This is a genomic window from Stenotrophomonas capsici, from assembly GCF_034961085.1.
Taxonomy (GTDB): domain Bacteria; phylum Pseudomonadota; class Gammaproteobacteria; order Xanthomonadales; family Xanthomonadaceae; genus Stenotrophomonas; species Stenotrophomonas capsici.
Genome location: NZ_JAYFUH010000086.1, coordinates 1 through 17,917 on the forward strand (window position 1 = coordinate 1; position 17,917 = coordinate 17,917).

General features: G+C 68.6%; 16 protein-coding genes. 15 read left to right on the top strand and 1 reads right to left on the bottom strand.

The features are described 5' to 3' along the window. Positions 1-8 precede the first annotated feature (8 nt). The 14 genes from mraZ (at position 9) to lpxC (ending at position 16,057) form a co-directional block, all read left to right on the top strand. Positions 9-455: a division/cell wall cluster transcriptional repressor MraZ gene (gene mraZ, locus VA603_RS08255; RefSeq protein ID WP_165931181.1), complete on the top strand. Its 447-nt coding sequence runs from the start codon at positions 9-11 to the stop codon at positions 453-455. Positions 456-469: 14 nt separating this feature from the next. Further along, on the top strand, positions 470-1,438 hold the full coding sequence (gene rsmH / locus VA603_RS08260; RefSeq protein ID WP_192286680.1) for a 16S rRNA (cytosine(1402)-N(4))-methyltransferase RsmH: 969 nt from the start codon (positions 470-472) through the stop codon (positions 1,436-1,438). Continuing rightward, positions 1,435-1,698, top strand: coding sequence for a cell division protein FtsL (ftsL, locus tag VA603_RS08265; RefSeq protein ID WP_132864991.1), 264 nt, complete (start codon positions 1,435-1,437; stop codon positions 1,696-1,698). The genes rsmH and ftsL overlap by 4 nt, the downstream gene beginning before the upstream one ends. Beyond that, positions 1,695-3,557 carry a peptidoglycan D,D-transpeptidase FtsI family protein gene (locus tag VA603_RS08270; RefSeq protein WP_132864990.1) on the top strand — a complete coding sequence of 621 codons (1,863 nt, stop codon included), beginning with the start codon at positions 1,695-1,697 and terminating at the stop codon, positions 3,555-3,557. Before ftsL ends, VA603_RS08270 begins: the two co-directional genes overlap by 4 nt. Continuing rightward, positions 3,554-5,041, top strand: a complete 1,488-nt coding sequence (locus VA603_RS08275; protein WP_323438503.1) for a UDP-N-acetylmuramoyl-L-alanyl-D-glutamate--2,6-diaminopimelate ligase — start codon at positions 3,554-3,556, stop codon at positions 5,039-5,041. Before VA603_RS08270 ends, VA603_RS08275 begins: the two co-directional genes overlap by 4 nt. Further along, positions 5,038-6,420, top strand: coding sequence for a UDP-N-acetylmuramoyl-tripeptide--D-alanyl-D-alanine ligase (locus VA603_RS08280; protein WP_323438504.1), 1,383 nt, complete (start codon positions 5,038-5,040; stop codon positions 6,418-6,420). Before VA603_RS08275 ends, VA603_RS08280 begins: the two co-directional genes overlap by 4 nt. Further along, positions 6,410-7,495, top strand: a complete 1,086-nt coding sequence (mraY, locus tag VA603_RS08285; protein ID WP_132864987.1) for a phospho-N-acetylmuramoyl-pentapeptide-transferase — start codon at positions 6,410-6,412, stop codon at positions 7,493-7,495. The genes VA603_RS08280 and mraY overlap by 11 nt, the downstream gene beginning before the upstream one ends. Next, positions 7,495-8,814 (top strand): putative lipid II flippase FtsW, encoded by a 1,320-nt coding sequence (ftsW, locus tag VA603_RS08290; RefSeq protein ID WP_323438505.1) that lies wholly within the window; start codon positions 7,495-7,497, stop codon positions 8,812-8,814. Before mraY ends, ftsW begins: the two co-directional genes overlap by 1 nt. Then, on the top strand, positions 8,814-9,905 hold the full coding sequence (gene murG, locus VA603_RS08295) for an undecaprenyldiphospho-muramoylpentapeptide beta-N-acetylglucosaminyltransferase (protein ID WP_323438506.1): 1,092 nt from the start codon (positions 8,814-8,816) through the stop codon (positions 9,903-9,905). The genes ftsW and murG overlap by 1 nt, the downstream gene beginning before the upstream one ends. 43 nt (positions 9,906-9,948) lie before the next feature. Beyond that, on the top strand, positions 9,949-11,385 hold the full coding sequence (gene murC / locus VA603_RS08300) for a UDP-N-acetylmuramate--L-alanine ligase (protein ID WP_323438507.1): 1,437 nt from the start codon (positions 9,949-9,951) through the stop codon (positions 11,383-11,385). Between the two features lie 91 nt (positions 11,386-11,476). Beyond that, positions 11,477-12,205 carry a cell division protein FtsQ/DivIB gene (locus VA603_RS08305; RefSeq protein WP_132864983.1) on the top strand — a complete coding sequence of 243 codons (729 nt, stop codon included), beginning with the start codon at positions 11,477-11,479 and terminating at the stop codon, positions 12,203-12,205. Beyond that, positions 12,202-13,437, top strand: coding sequence for a cell division protein FtsA (gene ftsA, locus VA603_RS08310; protein ID WP_132864982.1), 1,236 nt, complete (start codon positions 12,202-12,204; stop codon positions 13,435-13,437). The genes VA603_RS08305 and ftsA overlap by 4 nt, the downstream gene beginning before the upstream one ends. Before the next feature lie 200 nt (positions 13,438-13,637). Further along, positions 13,638-14,870 carry a cell division protein FtsZ gene (gene ftsZ / locus VA603_RS08315; protein WP_132864981.1) on the top strand — a complete coding sequence of 411 codons (1,233 nt, stop codon included), beginning with the start codon at positions 13,638-13,640 and terminating at the stop codon, positions 14,868-14,870. 275 nt (positions 14,871-15,145) lie between these two features. After that, positions 15,146-16,057, top strand: a complete 912-nt coding sequence (lpxC, locus tag VA603_RS08320) for a UDP-3-O-acyl-N-acetylglucosamine deacetylase (protein WP_132864980.1) — start codon at positions 15,146-15,148, stop codon at positions 16,055-16,057. 221 nt (positions 16,058-16,278) lie between these two features. Here the strand turns inward: lpxC and VA603_RS08325 are convergent, their stop codons facing one another. Beyond that, a complete protein-coding gene (locus tag VA603_RS08325; RefSeq protein WP_192286673.1) occupies positions 16,279-16,713 on the bottom strand; it encodes a DciA family protein in 435 nt (144 codons plus the stop codon). Between the two features lie 12 nt (positions 16,714-16,725). Here VA603_RS08325 and VA603_RS08330 point away from each other — a divergent pair, with 12 nt between their 5' ends. Continuing rightward, positions 16,726-17,676 carry a M23 family metallopeptidase gene (locus VA603_RS08330; protein ID WP_323438508.1) on the top strand — a complete coding sequence of 317 codons (951 nt, stop codon included), beginning with the start codon at positions 16,726-16,728 and terminating at the stop codon, positions 17,674-17,676. Positions 17,677-17,917: the final 241 nt, after the last annotated feature.

Consider the following 17,917-nt stretch of genomic DNA (forward strand, 5'->3'; position numbering starts at 1 on the left):
TAGCCGTCGTGTTTCAAGGCGAGACTGCCATCACGGTTGACGACAAGGGACGCATGGCGGTGCCAACCGCCTACCGCGACCTGGTCGCGCGCGTGAGCGGCAATCGCCTGGTACTGACCTACAACCCGTTCGAAGCCGGTTGCCTGTGGTTGTACTCAGAGCAGGAGTGGGAACGGGTGCGGGACGATGTGATGGCCAAGCCCAACACGCAGCGCGTGGTGCGCACCCTGCAGCAGAAGCTTGTCGGTTCGGCGGCCCATCTGGAACTGGATGGCAATGGCCGCATCAGCCTGCCTTCCAGTCACCGCAATGCGGTGGGCATCGAGAAGAAGGCCGTGCTGATGGGAATGGGCGACAAGTTCGAACTTTGGAGCGAGCAAGCGCATCGCGCACTGATCCAGCAGACATTGTCTGACGAGGATCTGGGCGATGGGCTGCTCGACTTGAAGTTGTGAGCCGGGGTGCCCGGGTGCGCGGTCAAGCGCAGGCCGGTCACCCTCCGGTGTCGCAGCCGCCGGCGGCTCACCTGCCGGTGCTGTACACCCAGGTCCTTCAGGGCCTGAGGGTGATCGAAGACGGTACTTACCTGGATGGCACGTTCGGTCGTGGCGGTCACGCCGGCGGCGTGCTGCGCCAGCTCGGCCCGGACGGGCGCCTGCTGGTGATGGACAAGGATCCCGAGGCCATCGCCGTGGCCGAGCGCGACTTCGCGCCGGACGGCCGTGTGTCGATCTACCGCGGCAGCTTCGCCGACCTGCTGGACTGGAACCAGACCGCTGCCGGCCTGGACGGCGTGCTGTTTGACCTGGGCGTGTCCTCGCCGCAGCTGGACGTGGCCGAGCGCGGTTTCAGCTTCGGCAAGGACGGCCCGCTGGACATGCGCATGGACCCGGATTCGGGCGAGAGCGCCGCGCAGTGGGTGAACCGCGCCGAAGAGCGCGAGATCGCCGACGTGCTGTGGACCTACGGCGAGGAGCGGCAGAGCCGCCGCATCGCCCGGGCCATCGTTGCGCGTCGTGCCAACCAGCCGTTCAGCCGCACGGCCGAACTGGCCGACGTGATCGCCTCGGTGATGCCGCGTGGCAAGGACAAGATCCACCCGGCCACGCGCAGCTTCCAGGCCATCCGCATCCACATCAACCGCGAGCTGTCCGACCTGGAGGCCGGGCTGGACGCGGCGATGGCGCGGCTCAAGCCGGGCGGCCGGCTGGCGGTGATCAGCTTCCATTCGCTGGAAGACCGCATCGTCAAGCAGTTCATGAACCGCCATGCCAAGGCCCCGCCGAGCAACCGCCGGCTGCCCGAGGCGGTGGCCTTCGTGCCGACGCTGGACCTGATCGGTGGCGCCATCAAGGCCGAGGACGACGAACTGGCGGTCAACCCGCGCTCGCGCAGCGCGGTGCTGCGGGTTGCCCAGAAACGCGAGGTGGCTGCATGAGCCGCCTGCTGCTGATCGTGCTGCTGGCCTGCACCATCGCCTCGGCGATCGGGGTGGTGTTCATGCGCCATCGCCATCGGCAGCTGTTCGTCGAATTGTCCCGGCTCGAGCACGCCCGCGACGAGCTGAACATCGAGTTCGGTCGCCTGCAGCTGGAGCAGGCAACCCTGGCCCAGGCCACGCGCGTGGACCAGGAGGCACGGGGCCGGCTGGCGATGAAGTTCCCCGAGGCCGCTGACATCGTGGTGATCCGGCCATGAACCAGCCCGTGCGCAACCGCAACCGCAGCCAGTTCAACCTGCGCAACCGCCTGATGATGGTGGCCGTGGGCCTGGGCCTGTGCGGGGTGACGCTGGTCGGGCGCGCGGCCTACGTGCAGTTGATCAACAGCGACTTCTACCAGCGGCAGGGCGAGGCCCGTTACCTGCGCGAAGTGCCGATCCCGACCTCGCGCGGCATGATCACCGACCGCAACGGCGAGCCGGTGGCGGTGTCCACGCCGGTGGCCTCGATCTGGGTCAACCCGCAGGAACTGCTGCGCGTGCCCGAGCGCATCCCCGAGCTGGCGCAGGCCCTGGGCCTGCCCGCGGACGAAGTGACGGCCAAGGTCACGCAGAAGGCCGACAAGGAGTTCATGTACCTGCGCCGCCGGATGAACCCGGACGTGGCCGAGCAGGTCGTGGCGCTGAAGATCCCGGGCGTGTTCTCGCAGCGCGAGTTCCGTCGCTATTACCCGCAGGGTGAGGCGATGGCGCACGTGCTGGGCTTCACCAACATCGACGACCACGGCCAGGAAGGCCTGGAGCTGGCCTTCGACGAATGGCTGCGCGGCAAGCCGGGCATCAAGAAGGTGATCCGCGACCGCAAGGGCGCGATCGTGGAGAGCATCGACCTGGTCCGTCCGGCCGAGCCGGGCAAGGACCTGACCCTGAGCATCGATCGCCGCATCCAGTTCCTGGCCATGCGCGAGCTGCGCAACGCGGTGACCACCAACCGTGCGGCCGGTGGTTCGATCGTGATCATGGACGTGGCCACCGGCGAGGTGATGGCCATGGCCAACCTGCCGACCTACAACCCGAATGCCGTCAGTGGCGCCACCCCGGACACGCGCCGCAACCGCGCGGTGACCGACCTGGTCGAGCCCGGCTCGACGATGAAGCCGCTGACCATCGCCACCGCGCTGCAGAACCACGTGGTCACCCCGGACACGGTCATCGACACCAACCCGGGCTACCTGTCGCTGGGCCGCTACACCATCCGCGACGTGCCGCGTAACAACGGCGTGCTCAACGTCACCGGCGTGATCACCCGCAGCTCCAACATCGGCGCGGCCAAGATCGTCGCGCGCATCCCCGACCAGATGTTCTACGACTCGGTGCGTGGCTTCGGTTACGGCGTGGCCCCGCACAGCGGCTTCCCCGGCGAATCGGCGGGCGTGGTGCCGTCGCCGGGCAGCCCGGGCTGGTACGGCACCACCAAGACCACGATGTCCTACGGCTACGGCCTGTCGGTGACGCCGCTGCAGATCGCGCAGGCGTACTCGGCGCTGGCCAACGGTGGGCAGGTGATCCAGCCGACCTTCATCAAGGGCCAGCGCAACGAGGCGCGGCAGGTGCTGGACCCGTCCGTGGCCCAGGAAGTGGTGCGGATGATGGAAACCGTGGTCACCAACGGCGGCGCCAAGCAGGCGGCGATCCTGGGCTACCACGTCGCCGGCAAGACCGGCACCGCGCGCAAGAACGGCCCCAACGGCTACGAGCGCGGCCACTACAACCTGTTGTTCGCCGGCGTGGTGCCGGCCACAAACCCGCGCTATGCCGCGGTGATCGTGGTCAACGACCCGCAGGGCAGCCTGCAGTACGGCGGCCTGGTGTCCGCGCCGGTCTTCCACCACGTGATGGAAGGCACGCTGCGCCTGATGGACGTGCCGCCGGACGACATCCAGTCGTGGCTGGCGGCGCAGGCCGCGGGCAAGGTCGGGGGCAAGCCGGGCAGCAGCACGGCACCGCTGCCGATCCCGCAGGACGCCGCTGAAGCCACCAACGCTGAAACCGAATTCGACGCCGCACTGCCAACGGCCAGTGCGCCTGCGCCTGCCACGACGGAGGTGCGCCAGTGAGCCGCACGATGCTGTTGTCCCACCTGCTGCCTGACCTGGCCCTGCCGCACGACCCGCAGATCAGCGGGTTGGTGCTCGACTCGCGCCACGTGCGCCCCGGCGATGCCTTCGTGGCGATTGCCGGCTTCGGCGCGCATGGACTGGGTTTCGTCGAGCAGGCCAGGGCCAACGGCGCCTCGGTGGTGCTGTTCGAGCCGCCGGCCCCGGCCGAGCTGCCAGCCCCGGCCGATGCCATCGCAGTGCCGGGCCTGCGCCAGCGCATGAGCATGATGGCCGACCAGTTCCATGGCCAGCCGTCGCGTGCGATGACCATGGTCGGCGTCACCGGCACCAACGGCAAAACCTCGACCGTGCAGCTGTTGACCCAGGCATGGCACCTGCTGGGCATCGCCAGTGGCTCGATCGGCACGCTCGGCGTGGGCCTGTACGGCAACATCGTGCCGACCGGCTTCACCACGCCGCTGGTGCTGCAGATGCATGACGTGCTGGCCCAGCTGCGCGACGGCGGCGCCGCCGCGGTGGCGATGGAAGTCAGCTCGCACGCCCTGGACCAGGGGCGCGTGGATGCGGTGCATTACGACGTGGCGGTGTTCACCAACCTCACCCGCGACCACCTGGACTACCACGGCAGCATGGAAGCCTACGGCGCGGCCAAGGCCCGGTTGTTCCATCGCGCGGGCCTGAAGGCGGCGGCGATCAACCTGGACGATGCGTTCGGTCGCGACCTGATCACCACCCTGGCCGAAGGTGTGCAGGCCATCGGCCTGAGTTCGACCGGCCAGGCCGGTGCCAGCGTGCGCGCCGAGCAACTGGTGCTGGACGGGCAGGGCATCGGCTTCGAGCTGGTGATCGGGGACGCGCGCTTCGCGCTGCGTTCGCCGCTGCTGGGCCGCTTCAACGTCGACAACCTGCTGGCGGTGGCCGGTGCGCTGCATGGCCTGGGCCAGCCGGCGGCGACCATCGCCCAGGTGCTGGCGCAGCTGCAGCCGATCCGTGGCCGCATGAACCGTCTCGGCGGCCACGGTGAACCGACCGTGGTCATCGACTACGCGCACACGCCCGACGCACTGGAGCAGGCGCTGCGCAGCCTGCATGGCCACCTCGATGGCCGCCTGCTGTGCGTGTTCGGCTGCGGTGGCGAGCGTGACACCGGCAAGCGCCCGCAGATGGCGGCCATTGCCGAGGAATTGGCCGACGTGGTGTTCGTCACCGACGACAACCCGCGCGGCGAGGACGGCGACGTGATCGTCGCCGACATCATGGCCGGCTTCGCCGATCCGTCCCGGGTCAACGTGCAGCGTGACCGTGCCCGCGCCATCGGCGCGGCCGTCGCGCAGGCGGGCCCGGGCGACATCGTGCTGGTCGCCGGCAAGGGCCACGAGCCCTACCAGGAGATTGCAGGTATCAAACATCCTTTCGATGACACCGACGTGGCATCGCGCGCGCTGCAGGCACGCTCGGCGAACGGGGAGGTGACCGCATGAAGCGCACCCCGCTGTCGCTGATCGCGCATTGGGCCGGCGGTGAGATCCACGGCGAGGACGTGGCGATCGACGCCATTGGCAACGACACCCGTACGCTCGCCGCCGGCAGCCTGTATGTGGCACTGCGCGGCGAGCGCTTCGACGGCCACGACTTCGCCGCCGACGCGGTAGCCCGTGGCGCCAGCGCGCTGCTGGTGGACACGCTGCAGCCGCTGGACGTGCCACAGGTCGTGGTCGCCGACACCGCGCTGGCCCTGGCCCGCATCGCCGCCGGCATGCAGCAGGGCCGCGCCACGCGCGTGTTCGCCATCACCGGCAGCAACGGCAAGACCAGCGTCAAGAACCTGCTGCTGGCGATCCTGCAGCACGCCGCCGCCGTGCAGGGCCTGCACGTGCATGCCACGCCGGGCAACCGCAACAACGAGATCGGCCTGCCGCTGGCGGTGATCGACGCGCCGGACGATGCCGACTTCGCCATCTACGAGATGGGCACCGGCAAGCCGGGCGACATCGCCTACCTGACCGCCATCGCCGCGCCGGACGTGTCGCTCGTCAACAACGTCGCGCCGGCGCACCTGGAGCGCATGGGCAGCCTGCTGGAGATCGCCAACACCAAGGCGGCGGTCTACGACGACCTGCGCGCCGACGGCGTGGCGGTGGTCAATGCCGACGATGCGTTCGCACCGTACTTCGTGGCCCGTGCCGGCAGCCATCGGGTGCTGCGCTTCGGCCTGGAGGCCAGCGCCGAGGTCACCGCCACCGGCATCGTGCTGGGCCAGGGTAGCTCGCGCTTCCAGCTGCACGCGCCGCAGGGCGAGGCCGCGGTGGCGCTGCAGTTGCCGGGCCGCCACAACGTGCTCAACGCACTGGCCGCCGCGACGCTGGCGCTGGCCGCCGGCATCGCGTTGCCGCTGGTGATCCAGGGCCTGGCGCAGGCGCGCCCGGTCGCCGGCCGCCAGGTTGCCCACGTGCTGGCCAACGGCGCGGTGCTGGTCGATGACAGCTACAACGCCAACCCCGGTTCGCTGGCCGCGGCGATCAGCGCGCTGGCCGCAGGCCAGGAAGAAGGCTGGCTGGTGCTGGGCGACATGCGCGAACTGGGCCCTGATGCACGCGCGCTGCATGCGCAGGCCGGGCAGCGCGCCCGCGCGGCCGGCCTCAAGCGCCTGTACACGCTGGGGCCGTTGAGCGAGGCCGCATCGACCGCCTTCGGCGAAGGCGGCCGTCATTTCGACAGCCACGCCGCGCTGGCGGCCGCGCTGGAAACCGAACTTCATGCTGGCGTGCGTTGCCTGGTCAAGGGCTCGCGCGGCAGCGCCATGGACAAGATCGTGACCGCGCTGTTGCCGCGCGGCGAGGAAACCCCGCATGTTGCTTGAACTGGCCCGATGGCTGCAGCAGTTGGACGGCCTCTTCCGCCTGTTCAACTACCTTACCTTCCGCGGCATCCTGGCGGCGCTGACCGCGCTGTCGCTGTCGCTGTGGCTGGGCCCGATCGCGATCCGTCGCCTGGCCCAGCTCAAGGGCGGCCAGCCGATCCGCAAGGACGGCCCGCAGTCGCACTTCTCCAAGGCCGGCACGCCGACCATGGGCGGTGGCCTGATCCTGACCACCGTGCTGATCTCGGTGCTGCTGTGGGGCGACCTGCGCAACCGCTACGTGTGGCTGGTGCTGGTGGTGATGCTGTGCTTCGGCGCCATCGGCTGGTACGACGATTGGATCAAGATCGCCAAGCGCGACCCGAACGGCCTGAAGTCGCGCTGGAAGTACCTGCTGCAGTCGATCTTCGGCCTGGCCGCCGGCCTGTTCCTGTTCTACACCGCCGACGTGCCGGCGGCGCTGACGTTCTACATCCCGATGTTCAAGTCGATCGCGCTGCCGCTGGCGGGCATCAGCTTCGTGGCCATCGCCTACTTCTGGATCGTCGGCTTCTCCAACGCGGTCAACCTGACCGATGGCCTGGACGGCCTGGCGATCATGCCGACCGTGCTGGTTGCCTGCGCACTGGGCGTGTTCGCCTATGCCTCCGGCAACGCGGTGTTCTCCAGCTACCTGCAGATCCCGCAGATCCCGGGCGCCGGCGAGCTGGTCATCATCTGCGCGGCCATCGCCGGCGCCGGCCTGGGCTTCCTGTGGTTCAACACCTATCCGGCCATGGTGTTCATGGGTGACGTCGGCGCACTGGCGCTGGGCGCGGTGCTGGGCACCATCGCCGTGATCGTGCGCCAGGAGCTGGTGCTGGTGGTGATGGGCGGCGTGTTCGTGATCGAGACCCTGTCGGTGATGATCCAGGTGGCCTCGTTCAAGCTCACCGGCAAGCGCGTGTTCCGCATGGCCCCGATCCACCACCACTTCGAACTGAAGGGCTGGCCGGAGCCGCGCGTGATCGTGCGCTTCTGGATCATCTCGGTGGTGCTGGTGTTGATCGGCCTGGCAACGCTCAAGGTGCGCTGATGGACGATTACTCGCGTCAGGCAACCCGACTGGAAGCCATCGGCGGCACCTACGACAAGTGGCTGCTGGGCGCCGCCATGGCGCTGGCTTCGATCGGGATCGTGATGGTGGCTTCCAGCTCCATCGCGCTGACGCAGAGTCCGTTCTACTACCTGACCCGCCACCTGATGTTCATCGCCATCGGCGTGGTGCTGGCCGCGGTGGCGATGCGCGTGGAGCTGAAGGAAATCGAGAAGTACAACCAGCTGCTGCTGCTGGGCTGCTTCGCGCTGCTGATCGTGGTGTTCATCCCCGGCCTGGGCAGCAGCGTCAACGGCGCGCGGCGCTGGATCAACCTGGGCGTGTCCAAATTCCAGACCGTGGAAGCGGTGAAGGTGCTGTACATCGTGTGGCTGTCCAGCTACCTGGTGCGCTTCCGCGACGAGGTCAACGCGACCTGGATCGCCATGCTCAAGCCGGTCGGCGTGGTCGGCCTGCTGGTCGGCCTGCTGCTGATGCAGCCGGACTTCGGCTCCTCGATGCTGCTGCTGGGCATCACCACCTGCATGCTGGTGCTCGGTGGCGCGCAGATCAAGCGCATCATCCTGCCGGTGCTGCTGATGCTGCCGGCGCTGGTGCTGCTGGTGATCTTCGAGCCGTACCGCATGCGCCGCGTCACCTCGTTCATGGACCCGTGGCAGGATCAGCTCGGCTCGGGCTACCAGCTGTCCAACGCGCTGATGGCGATCGGCCGCGGCGAGTGGACCGGCGTCGGCCTGGGTGCCTCGATCCAGAAGCTGAACTACCTGCCCGAATCGCATACCGACTTCATCTTCTCGGTGATCGCCGAGGAGCTCGGGTTCCTGGGGGTGTGCGCGATCATCGGCCTGTACGCGCTGCTGGTCGGCCGTGCGTTCTGGCTGGGCATGCGCTGCATCGAGATGCGCCGCCACTTCGCCGGCTACATCGCCTTCGGCATCGCGCTGTGGATCAGCCTGCAGACCTTCGTCTCGATCGGCGTGAACCTGGGCATGCTGCCGACCAAGGGCCTGACCCTGCCGCTGATCTCCTCCGGTGGCTCGAGCGTGATGATGACCTGCGTGGCGATGGGCCTGCTGCTGCGCGTGTCCTACGAATACAACCGCGCCGTGCGCCGCCAGGAATTTCGCGAGGACATCGAACCGGTGGTGGTTGCCGCCGCCGAGGACGACAGCGCCGAGCGCCGTTCGGCCACCGAGGTGGCCGCCGCGCTGCAGGCCGCCAACGGGCGCGACAGCTCGGCGCGCGGTACCAGCCGCATGCAGCAGCGGGTCGAACCGACCTTCGGGAGGATCGCCTGATGGCCGCGTCCACTGCCCAGGCACGCCCGGTGATGATCATGGCCGGCGGTACCGGTGGCCACATCTTCCCCGGCCTGGCCGTGGCCAAGGTGCTGCGCGCGCGTGGCGTGCCGGTGGTGTGGCTGGGCGCCGATGGCGCGATGGAAACCCGGCTGGTCCCCCAGCACGACATCCCGATCGACACGCTGGCCATCTCCGGCCTGCGCGGCAAGGGCAAGCTGGCCTTGCTCGGTGCGCCGATGCGCGTGCTGCGCGCCATCCGCGGCGCCGGCTACGTGCTGCGCGAGCGCAACCCGCGCGCGGTGGTGGCCTTCGGTGGCTTCGCCGCCGGCCCGGGTGGCATGGCCGCGCGCCTGCACGGGCTGCCGTTGCTGGTGCACGAGCAGAACCGCGCGCCGGGCATGACCAACCGCATCCTGTCGCGCTTCGCGCGGCGCGTGCTGACCGGCTTCCCGGGCAGCTTCGCCAATGGTCGCGAGGAAGCCGTGGGCAACCCGGTGCGCGAGGAAATCGCCGCATTGCCGGCGCCGGACGTGCGCCTGGCCGGACGCAGTGGCCCGATGCGGCTGCTGGTGCTGGGCGGCAGCCAGGGCGCACGCGCCTTGAACAACGCCGTGCCCCAGGCACTGGCCGCGCTCGGTGGCGGCGTGGCCATCGAGGTCTGGCACCAGTGCGGCGAGAAGCTGCACGAGGAGGCCCAGCAGGCCTACCGCGCCGCGGGCGTGGACGGCCGCGTCGATGCCTTCATCAAGGACATGGCCGCCGCCTATGCGTGGGCCGACCTGGTGGTGTGCCGCGCCGGTGCTTCGACGCTGGCCGAGCTGTGCGCGGTGGGCGTGGGCAGCGTGCTGGTGCCGTTCGCCGCGGCGGTGGATGACCACCAGACCCGCAATGCCGAATACCTGGTCGAGCGCGGTGCCGCCGAACTGCTCAAGCAGGACGACGCGCTGGCCAGAAACCTGGAAGGCGTGCTGCGCACGCTTGCCGATACGCCGGCCCGCCGCATGCAGATGGCGCAAGCCGCGCGTGCGCTGGCCAAGGTCGATGCGGCCGAACGCATCGCGGACATCATTCTCGAGGAAGCAGCATGAACACGGCACCGCGCACCCGCGCCCGCCACACCGGAGGCCGGGCATGATCCGTCGCCTCCACGACACCAACGACCTGGTCCGCGCGTTCCCGCGCGTGCACTTCGTCGGCATCGGCGGCACCGGCATGAGCGGCATCGCCGAAGTCATGCTGACCCTGGGCTACGAAGTCTCCGGTTCGGACAACGCCGACAACGCGGCTACCCGTCGCCTGTCGCGGCTGGGTGCGCGCGTGATGCGCGGTCACTCGGCCGCCAACGTGCTGGGCACCGACTGCATCGTCGTCTCCAGCGCCATCCGCGAGGACAACCCGGAGCTGATGGAGGCGCGCAGCCAGCGCATCCCGATCATGCCGCGTGCGGCGATGCTGGCCGAGCTGATGCGCTTCCGTCGCGGCATCGCGGTGGCCGGCACGCACGGCAAGACCACCACCACCTCGCTGACCGCCGCGGTGCTGAGCGAAGGCAACTTGGACCCGACCTTCGTGATCGGTGGCCAGTTGCTGGCCGCCGGCGCCAACGCCAAGCTCGGCGGTGGCCAGTGGCTGGTGGCCGAGGCCGACGAGAGCGACGGCAGCTTCCTGCGCCTGAACCCGCTGGTGGCGGTGATCACCAACATCGATGCGGACCACCTGGAGAACTACGGCAACGACTTCGCCCGCGTCCAGGCCGCATTCGCCGAGTTCCTGCAGCGCCTGCCGTTCTACGGCCTGGCGGTGCTGTGCATCGACGACCCGGAAGTGGCGGCGTTGGCGGCCAAGACCCCGCGCCACGTGATGAGCTACGGCATGAGCAGCAATGCCGACGTGCGTGCCGAGGACGTGGTCCAGGACGGCGCCTGCATGCGCTTCACCCTGCGCCTGCCGGAAGGCAGCTCGGTGCCGGTCAAGCTGGCCCTGCCGGGCAAGCACAACGTGCTCAACGCGCTGGCCGCCGCTGCGGTGGGCTGGCAGCTGGGCGTGGCCCCGGAAGCTATCGCCGCCGCGCTGGAGAAGTTCGAAGGCGTCGGCCGCCGCTTCAACGACCTGGGCATCGTGACCACCCACAAGGGGGCCAAGGTGCGGGTGATCGACGACTACGGCCATCACCCGCGCGAGCTGGCGGCGGTGTTCGCCGCTGCCCGCGGCGGTTGGCCGTCGCAACGCCTGGTGGTGGCCTTCCAGCCGCACCGCTACAGCCGTACCCGTGACCAGTTCGATGCCTTCGCCGCGGTGCTGTCCGAAGTGGACGCGCTGGTGCTGAGCGAGGTCTACCCGGCCGGCGAAGCGCCGATCCCGGGTGCCGATTCCAAGTCGCTGGCACGCGCCATCCGCGCACGCGGTCGCAGCGAGCCGGTGGTGGTCGGCCAGGCGGCCGACCTGGCCTCGGTGCTGCCGGACGTCCTGCAGGACGGCGACCTGCTGCTGATGATGGGGGCCGGCGACATCGGCGCGGTGGCCCAGACGGTGGTGACCGAAGGCTTCAGGGAGCACCCGGCCGAATGAACCGCCACGCATTCCCGTCCATGCCCGCCCACATCGCCGCGCCGCGGTCGGTGCCGGCCGCGCGTGCGCGGAATGCGGGGGAGGGCACGCGATGAACGCGCTCCTGCGCATGCTCGCCTGGTTGCTGGCCATCGCCCTGGTGGCGCTGCCGGTGGTGGCCGTGCTCAACGGCTGGGTCGGCGCCGAGCGTTGGCCGCTGGCCAAGCTGCGCGTGCATGGTGAATTCAAGCGGGTCTCCGGCGAACAGCTGCAGAAAGCCCTGCTGCCGTATGCACGCGCCGGCTACTTCGCGGTCGAGCTGCAGGACGCGCAGAGCGCCGTGCAGAAGCTGCCGTGGGTGGAGAGCGCGCAGGTGCGCAAGCAGTGGCCGGACGTGCTGGAAGTGACCATCGTCGAGCACAAGCCGTTCGCCCGCTGGGGCAAGGACCGGCTGCTGTCCGAGCAGGGCCGCCTGTTCGCCGTGCCGCATGGCCTGGAGGACGCGCCGCTGCCGCTGCTCGATGGCCCGGACAGCAAGACCGCCGAAGTGGTCGAGCTCTACAACGACTCGCGCGCGTTGTTCGCGCCGGCCGGGGTGGACGTGCACCAGGTGGTGATGGACGCCCGTGGCAGCTGGTCGCTGGCGCTGGACAACGGCACCGAGATCATCGTCGGCCGCAATGACGCACGTACGCGCCTGGCCCGCTTCGTGCGGGTGCTGCCGCAGCTCACGCGCACCCAGGTGCCGATCGTGCGCGCCGACCTTCGCTATACCAACGGTTTCACGCTGAGCTGGGGAACCCCGCCGCCGGCAACAAAGCAGACGCAGGACAGGACATGAATCGCAAGGGTGACAAATCGTTGATCGTCGGCCTGGACATCGGCACCTCCAAGGTGGTGGCGCTGGTGGGCGAGTACTCGCCGGGCAGCCCGATCGAGGTGATCGGCATCGGCTCGCACGAATCGCGCGGCCTCAAGCGCGGCGTGGTGGTGGACATCGAATCCACCGTGCAGTCGATCCAGCGCGCCATCGAGGAAGCCGAGCTGATGGCCGGCTGCGAGATCCGTTCGGTCTATGCCTCGATCTCCGGCAACCACGTGCAGTGCCGCAACTCGCAGGGCATCACTCCGATCCGCGAAGGCGAGGTCAGCTGGGGTGACCTGGACCGCGTGCTGGAAGCGGCCAAGGCGGTCGCCATCCCGGCCGACCAGAAGATCCTGCATGCGATCCCGCGCGAGTACGTGCTGGACGACTCGCAGGAAGGCATCCGCAACCCGGTCGGCATGACGGGCGTGCGCCTGGAGGTGCATGCGCACCTGGTGGTGTGCGCGCAGTCGGCCGCGGCCAACATCAGCAAGTGCGTGCAGCGCTGCGGCCTGCAGGTCGACGACCTGGTGCTGTCCTCGCTGGCCTCCAGCGTGGCGGTGCTGACCGCCGACGAGCGCGAGCTGGGCGTGGTGCTGGTGGACATCGGCGCAGGCACCACCGACATCGCGGTGTACGTGCAGGGTGCGATCTGCCACACCGCCTCGCTGCCGATCGCCGGTGACCACGTCACCAACGACATCGCCCACATGCTGCGCACCCCGACTCCGGAAGCGGAGCAGATCAAGGTGCGCTACGCCTGCGCGCTGGCACAGCTGGCCACCGCCGAGGAGAGCATCCAGGTGCCGTCGGTCGGCGACCGTCCGCCGCGTCGCATGCCGCGCCATTCGCTGGCGCAGGCGGTGCAGGGCCGCTACGAGGAAATCTTTGAAATGGTGCAGGCCGAGCTGCGCCGTTCCGGCTTCGAGGAGATGGTGCGCGCCGGCGTGGTGCTCACCGGCGGCGCCTCGAAGATGGAAGGCGTGGTCGAGCTGGCCGAGGAAATGCTGCAGATGCCGGTACGCGTGGGCATCCCGCAGCACGTCACCGGGCTGGGCGAGGTAGTGGGCAACCCGGTGCATGCCACTGGCGTGGGCCTGCTGCTGATGGGCAGCCAGATCGAGCACCCGCGTCGTCCGTCGTTGCCCACCGGGCGCGCCGGCAGCGTGTTCAACAAATTGAAGAACTGGTTCCGCGGCGAGTTCTGAGCGTCGCGGCAGTAGTGCAGTGAAGTGGTAGGCAGGGCAAGACGAAGTGCAGTAACGCAGTCATTGATACAGGCAACAACGCCGCGCAGGGGCAGCCCGGGCGGTACATCAACTAAAACTCGCCGGTGCGGGCGGGCGCAGAAGGAGAAGGATGCTTCCCGGATGCCCGACCCAATCACGGCAATAGAGAGGACATGGACATGGCGCATTTCGAACTGATTGAAAAGATGGCACCGAACGCGGTGATCAAGGTGGTTGGCGTGGGCGGCGGCGGCGGCAACGCCGTGGCGCACATGGTCAACAGCAGCGTGGATGGCGTGGAGTTCATCACCGCCAACACCGACTCGCAGGCCATCAAGAATTGCGGTGCCAAGCTGCAGCTGCAGCTGGGTACCAACGTCACCAAGGGCCTGGGCGCAGGCGCCAACCCGGAAGTCGGCCGCCAGGCCGCCCTGGAAGACCGTGAGCGCATCATGGATGCCCTGCAGGGGGCGGACATGGTGTTCATCACCGCCGGCATGGGCGGCGGCACCGGCACCGGCGCCGCGCCGGTGGTGGCGCAGCTGGCCAAGGAAATGGGCATCCTGACCGTGGCCGTGGTCACCAAGCCGTTCCCGTTCGAAGGCCGTCGCCGCATGCAGGTCGCGCTGAAGGGCATCGAGGAACTGAGCCAGCACGTCGACTCGCTGATCACCATCCCGAACGAGAAGCTGATCACCGTGCTCGGCCGCAACGCCACCATGGTGCAGGCCTTCCGTGCCGCCAACGACGTGCTGCAGGGCGCCGTGCAGGGCATCGCCGACCTGATCGTGCGTCCGGGCCTGATCAACGTCGACTTCGCCGACGTGCGCACCGTGATGTCGGAGATGGGCCTGGCCATGATGGGCACCGGCACCGCGCGCGGCGATGACCGCGCCCAGGCCGCCGCCGAGGCCGCCATCCAGAACCCGCTGCTGGACGACGTGAACCTGGCCGGTGCCAACGGCATCCTGGTCAACATCACCGCCGGCCCGGACTTCACCATGAGCGAGTTCGACGAGATCGGCCGCACCATCGACGGCTTCTCCTCCGAGGACGCCACCGTGGTGGTGGGCACCGTGCTCGACCCGGACATGCAGGACGAAGTGCGCGTGACCGTGGTGGCCACCGGCCTGAACCGTGCCGTTGCCAAGGGCGCCGCGCCGCGTGCCGGCGAGCGCGCACCGATCAAGCTGGTCCGCAACGCCACCACCGGCCAGGCCGAGTTCGGCGAGTACGAAAGCCCGGCCGATGCCGTGGCCAAGGCCGCCGGCAACTCGCTGGGCATGGGCCTGCGTCGTCCGAGCGCCGATACCGCTGCCGCCTCGTCGGCATCGGCTTCGACCCCGGCCGCCGCCGAACTGCCGAGCGACTACCTGGACATCCCGGCGTTCCTGCGCCGCCAGGCGGACTGATCCGGCCGGCATGACCGGGCGTGCCGGCCCCTGCGCCTGCCGATGACGGCAGGCCGGGGCAGGCCTGGCCCGGGGCAAGGCAATACACGTCGGGGCCGTCCACCCCGACGGGCAACATCCATGTCCTTTGTCGCCGGGCCAGGGCAGGCCCGGCGGCATTTTCCGTCCTGAATCGCGGCAGGCGCCTCGTTTCAGTGGGCCAGGGCCGCGTGTGAACGCGTGTTATTCTTGTTTGTCCCCGGCCGCGCATGCGCGGCTTTCCCGGTTCCGAGTCCATGATCCAGCAACGCACCCTCAAGAACACGATCCGCGCCACGGGCGTCGGCCTGCACAGCGGTGACAAGGTCTACATGACCCTGCGCCCTGCGCCGGTGGACCATGGCATCGTGTTCCGCCGCGTCGACCTGGAGCCCGTGGTCGAAGTGCCGGCCCGTGCCGACCTGGTCACCGAAGTCACGCTGTGCACCGGCCTGACCTGCGAAGGCGCCAAGATCCAGACCGTCGAACACCTGATGTCGGCCTTGGCCGGCCTGGGCGTGGACAACGCCATCGTCGAGCTGTCCTCGGCCGAGCTGCCGATCATGGACGGTTCGTCCGGCCCGTTCGTGTTCCTGCTGCAGTCGGCGGGCATCATCGAGCAGGACGCGCCCAAGCGTTTCCTGCGCATCCTCAAGACGGTGGAAGTGCGCGACGGCGACAAGGTCGCCCGCTTCGACCCGTACGAGGGCTACAAGCTGGGCTTCACCATCCAGTTCGACCACCCGATGATCCCGGCCAAGCAGTCGCGCGCCGAGGTCGAGTTCTCCACGGCCGCCTACATCAAGGAAATCTCCCGCGCGCGCACCTTCGGCTTCATGCGCGACCTGGAGTACATGCGCGAGCGCAACCTGGGCCTGGGCGGCTCGATGGACAATGCCATCGTGCTGGATGAGTTCCGCGTGCTCAACGACGACGGCCTGCGCTACGCCGACGAGTTCGTGCGTCACAAGATCCTCGATGCCATCGGCGACCTGTACCTGGCCGGTGGCCAGGTGCTCGGGGCCTACGAGGGCTTCAAGTCCGGCCATGCGCTCAACAACAAGCTGGTGCGTGCCCTGCTGGCTGACCAGAGCGCTTGGGAATGGGCCAGCTACGCGTCCCCCACCGCCACCGACCCGGTGGTCTACGGTGTCCCCGCCCTGGCCTGAGCCGGGCGCTCACCCGCGCATGTGTCCTGTTCTGTCCCACGGACAGGCGGACAGCTGTGTTGTCGAAATGTGAACCTCGCGCGGGTTCGAGCCTGAATTTAACTAAAAATTAACAAAAGACTAACTCCCCGGTCGCATTCGGCGGCTAGGATTCCTGCCGGCTTCCTGTTTGTCCCCCCTCGGGGGCGGACGGGAACCGGGGCCCCAGGGCCCCGGTGGTTTCAGGAACGCGTGGGTTTCACATCCTGAAGGGCAGCCAGGGCGTCACGCAGGCCTTTGTGCGTGGCTTCCGACACTGCGGTACTGCGCTGGTCGTTACGCACTGGGGAGTGCGGTGGCGCAGTGGCAGTCTTGACGGTCACCCGTGTGACCTTCAGCCCGATGGATCGGGCCGCGTCGATCAGCTGGCCTTCGGCAAGCCTTACCTTGGCATGCCACACCGGCGATTCGACGAGAAAAACGAGGTGTTCGCCGTCCACATTGGCCAACCGGCAACGGTTTGCCAGCGCCGGCGGCAAATGGGGGCGCAACTGCCGGTCCAGCGCATCGAGCCACAGGGCTCGCCGCAACGGGTTTCCAGCTTTGTCCGCCATCACCGCTTCCAGCGCCTGCTTGGGCGCGGAACGGGAACGAACGCTGGATTTCGGCTCAGACATAAGAATTCTTCAATGGCATTCAAAAAGATCGTAATCAAAACGCGTGAACCGCAGGCCAAGACGCCGCTCGCACGCGTTCAGATGTACTTCGAGGATCGACCCAAGGCGTTGCTGGGCGGCGTACTTGGACTGGGGTGCCTGATGGGCGTGGCGATGAGCTTCGCGCTGGGCATGGTCGGGGATTCGGCCCTGCAAGCCAAGGTCGACCACCAGGAGCAGGAGCTGGCCAAGGTCCGTGCCGACGCACAGACCCAGGTCAATGCGCTGGCCGCCCGCCTGGGCGAGCTGCAGGCCCAGGCCACGCGCCTGAACGCCCTGGGCGAGCGCCTGACCCAGATGGGCAAGCTGCAGGACGGCGAGTTCGACTTCAACGAAACCCCCGGCATGGGTGATGGCGATCCGGGCCCGACCCAGGACATCCCGGCCAACGCGGTCAGCAGCGACTTACAGGTGCTGGAGCAGCGTTTCGCTGCTTCAGGCAAGCAGTTGTCGGTGCTGGAGTCGCTGCTGTTCGACCACCAGCTCGAGCAGAACGCCGTGCCCTCGCGCATGCCGATCAGCAACACCTACATCACCTCCAGCTTCGGTACCCGCGCCGACCCGTTCGGCCGCGGTGCCGGCAACCACAAGGGCATGGACTTCCACGCCCGCGTCGGCGACCCGGTCATGGCCGTGGCCGATGGCGTGGTCAGCTATTCCGGGGTCAAGGGTGGCTACGGCAACGTGGTCGAGATCGACCACGGCAACGGCTACAAGACCCTGTACGCCCACAACTCCCGCCTGACCGTGCGCGAAGGTGCGCTGGTCCGGGCCGGGCAGGAAGTGGCCAAGGCCGGCTCCACCGGCCGCTCCACCGGTGCCCACGTGCACTTCGAGGTCTGGCAGAACGGGCAGGTCATGAACCCGCGCAAGTTCCTGGGCGAGGGTGGCAACACCCCGGTCGGCCGTCTCAGCCGGGGCTGATGTTTGCCGGGTGCGGGTGGCTTGAATCGCCAAGCCCCCGCCCCAAGCTACAATAGGCGTTGCCATAGACAGGGCGCATTGCGCCCTGTTTCGTTTGTGACGAGGTGAACCCGGGGGGGATCCTGCGTCGCGCGGCATTTCATTCAAACCGGTTCCTTCAATGATCAACAGCCTGCTTACCCGCGTTTTTGGCAGCCGTAACGAGCGCCAGCTGCGCCAGCTCAACCGTATCGTCGCCAAG

What these genes read in the sequence shown, in the direction of transcription:
- ftsL (WP_132864991.1), top strand. Translation starts at nt 1,435, where the DNA reads ATGAGCCGCCTGCTGCTGATCGTGCTGCTGGCCTGCACCATCGCCTCG.
- VA603_RS08270 (WP_132864990.1), top strand. Translation starts at nt 1,695, where the DNA reads ATGAACCAGCCCGTGCGCAACCGCAACCGCAGCCAGTTCAACCTGCGC.
- VA603_RS08280 (WP_323438504.1), top strand. Translation starts at nt 5,038, where the DNA reads ATGAAGCGCACCCCGCTGTCGCTGATCGCGCATTGGGCCGGCGGTGAG.
- mraY (WP_132864987.1), top strand. Translation starts at nt 6,410, where the DNA reads ATGTTGCTTGAACTGGCCCGATGGCTGCAGCAGTTGGACGGCCTCTTC.
- ftsW (WP_323438505.1), top strand. Translation starts at nt 7,495, where the DNA reads ATGGACGATTACTCGCGTCAGGCAACCCGACTGGAAGCCATCGGCGGC.
- murG (WP_323438506.1), top strand. Translation starts at nt 8,814, where the DNA reads ATGGCCGCGTCCACTGCCCAGGCACGCCCGGTGATGATCATGGCCGGC.
- murC (WP_323438507.1), top strand. Translation starts at nt 9,949, where the DNA reads ATGATCCGTCGCCTCCACGACACCAACGACCTGGTCCGCGCGTTCCCG.
- VA603_RS08305 (WP_132864983.1), top strand. Translation starts at nt 11,477, where the DNA reads ATGAACGCGCTCCTGCGCATGCTCGCCTGGTTGCTGGCCATCGCCCTG.
- ftsA (WP_132864982.1), top strand. Translation starts at nt 12,202, where the DNA reads ATGAATCGCAAGGGTGACAAATCGTTGATCGTCGGCCTGGACATCGGC.
- ftsZ (WP_132864981.1), top strand. Translation starts at nt 13,638, where the DNA reads ATGGCGCATTTCGAACTGATTGAAAAGATGGCACCGAACGCGGTGATC.
- lpxC (WP_132864980.1), top strand. Translation starts at nt 15,146, where the DNA reads ATGATCCAGCAACGCACCCTCAAGAACACGATCCGCGCCACGGGCGTC.
- VA603_RS08325 (WP_192286673.1), bottom strand. Translation starts at nt 16,713, where the DNA reads ATGTCTGAGCCGAAATCCAGCGTTCGTTCCCGTTCCGCGCCCAAGCAG.
- VA603_RS08330 (WP_323438508.1), top strand. Translation starts at nt 16,726, where the DNA reads ATGGCATTCAAAAAGATCGTAATCAAAACGCGTGAACCGCAGGCCAAG.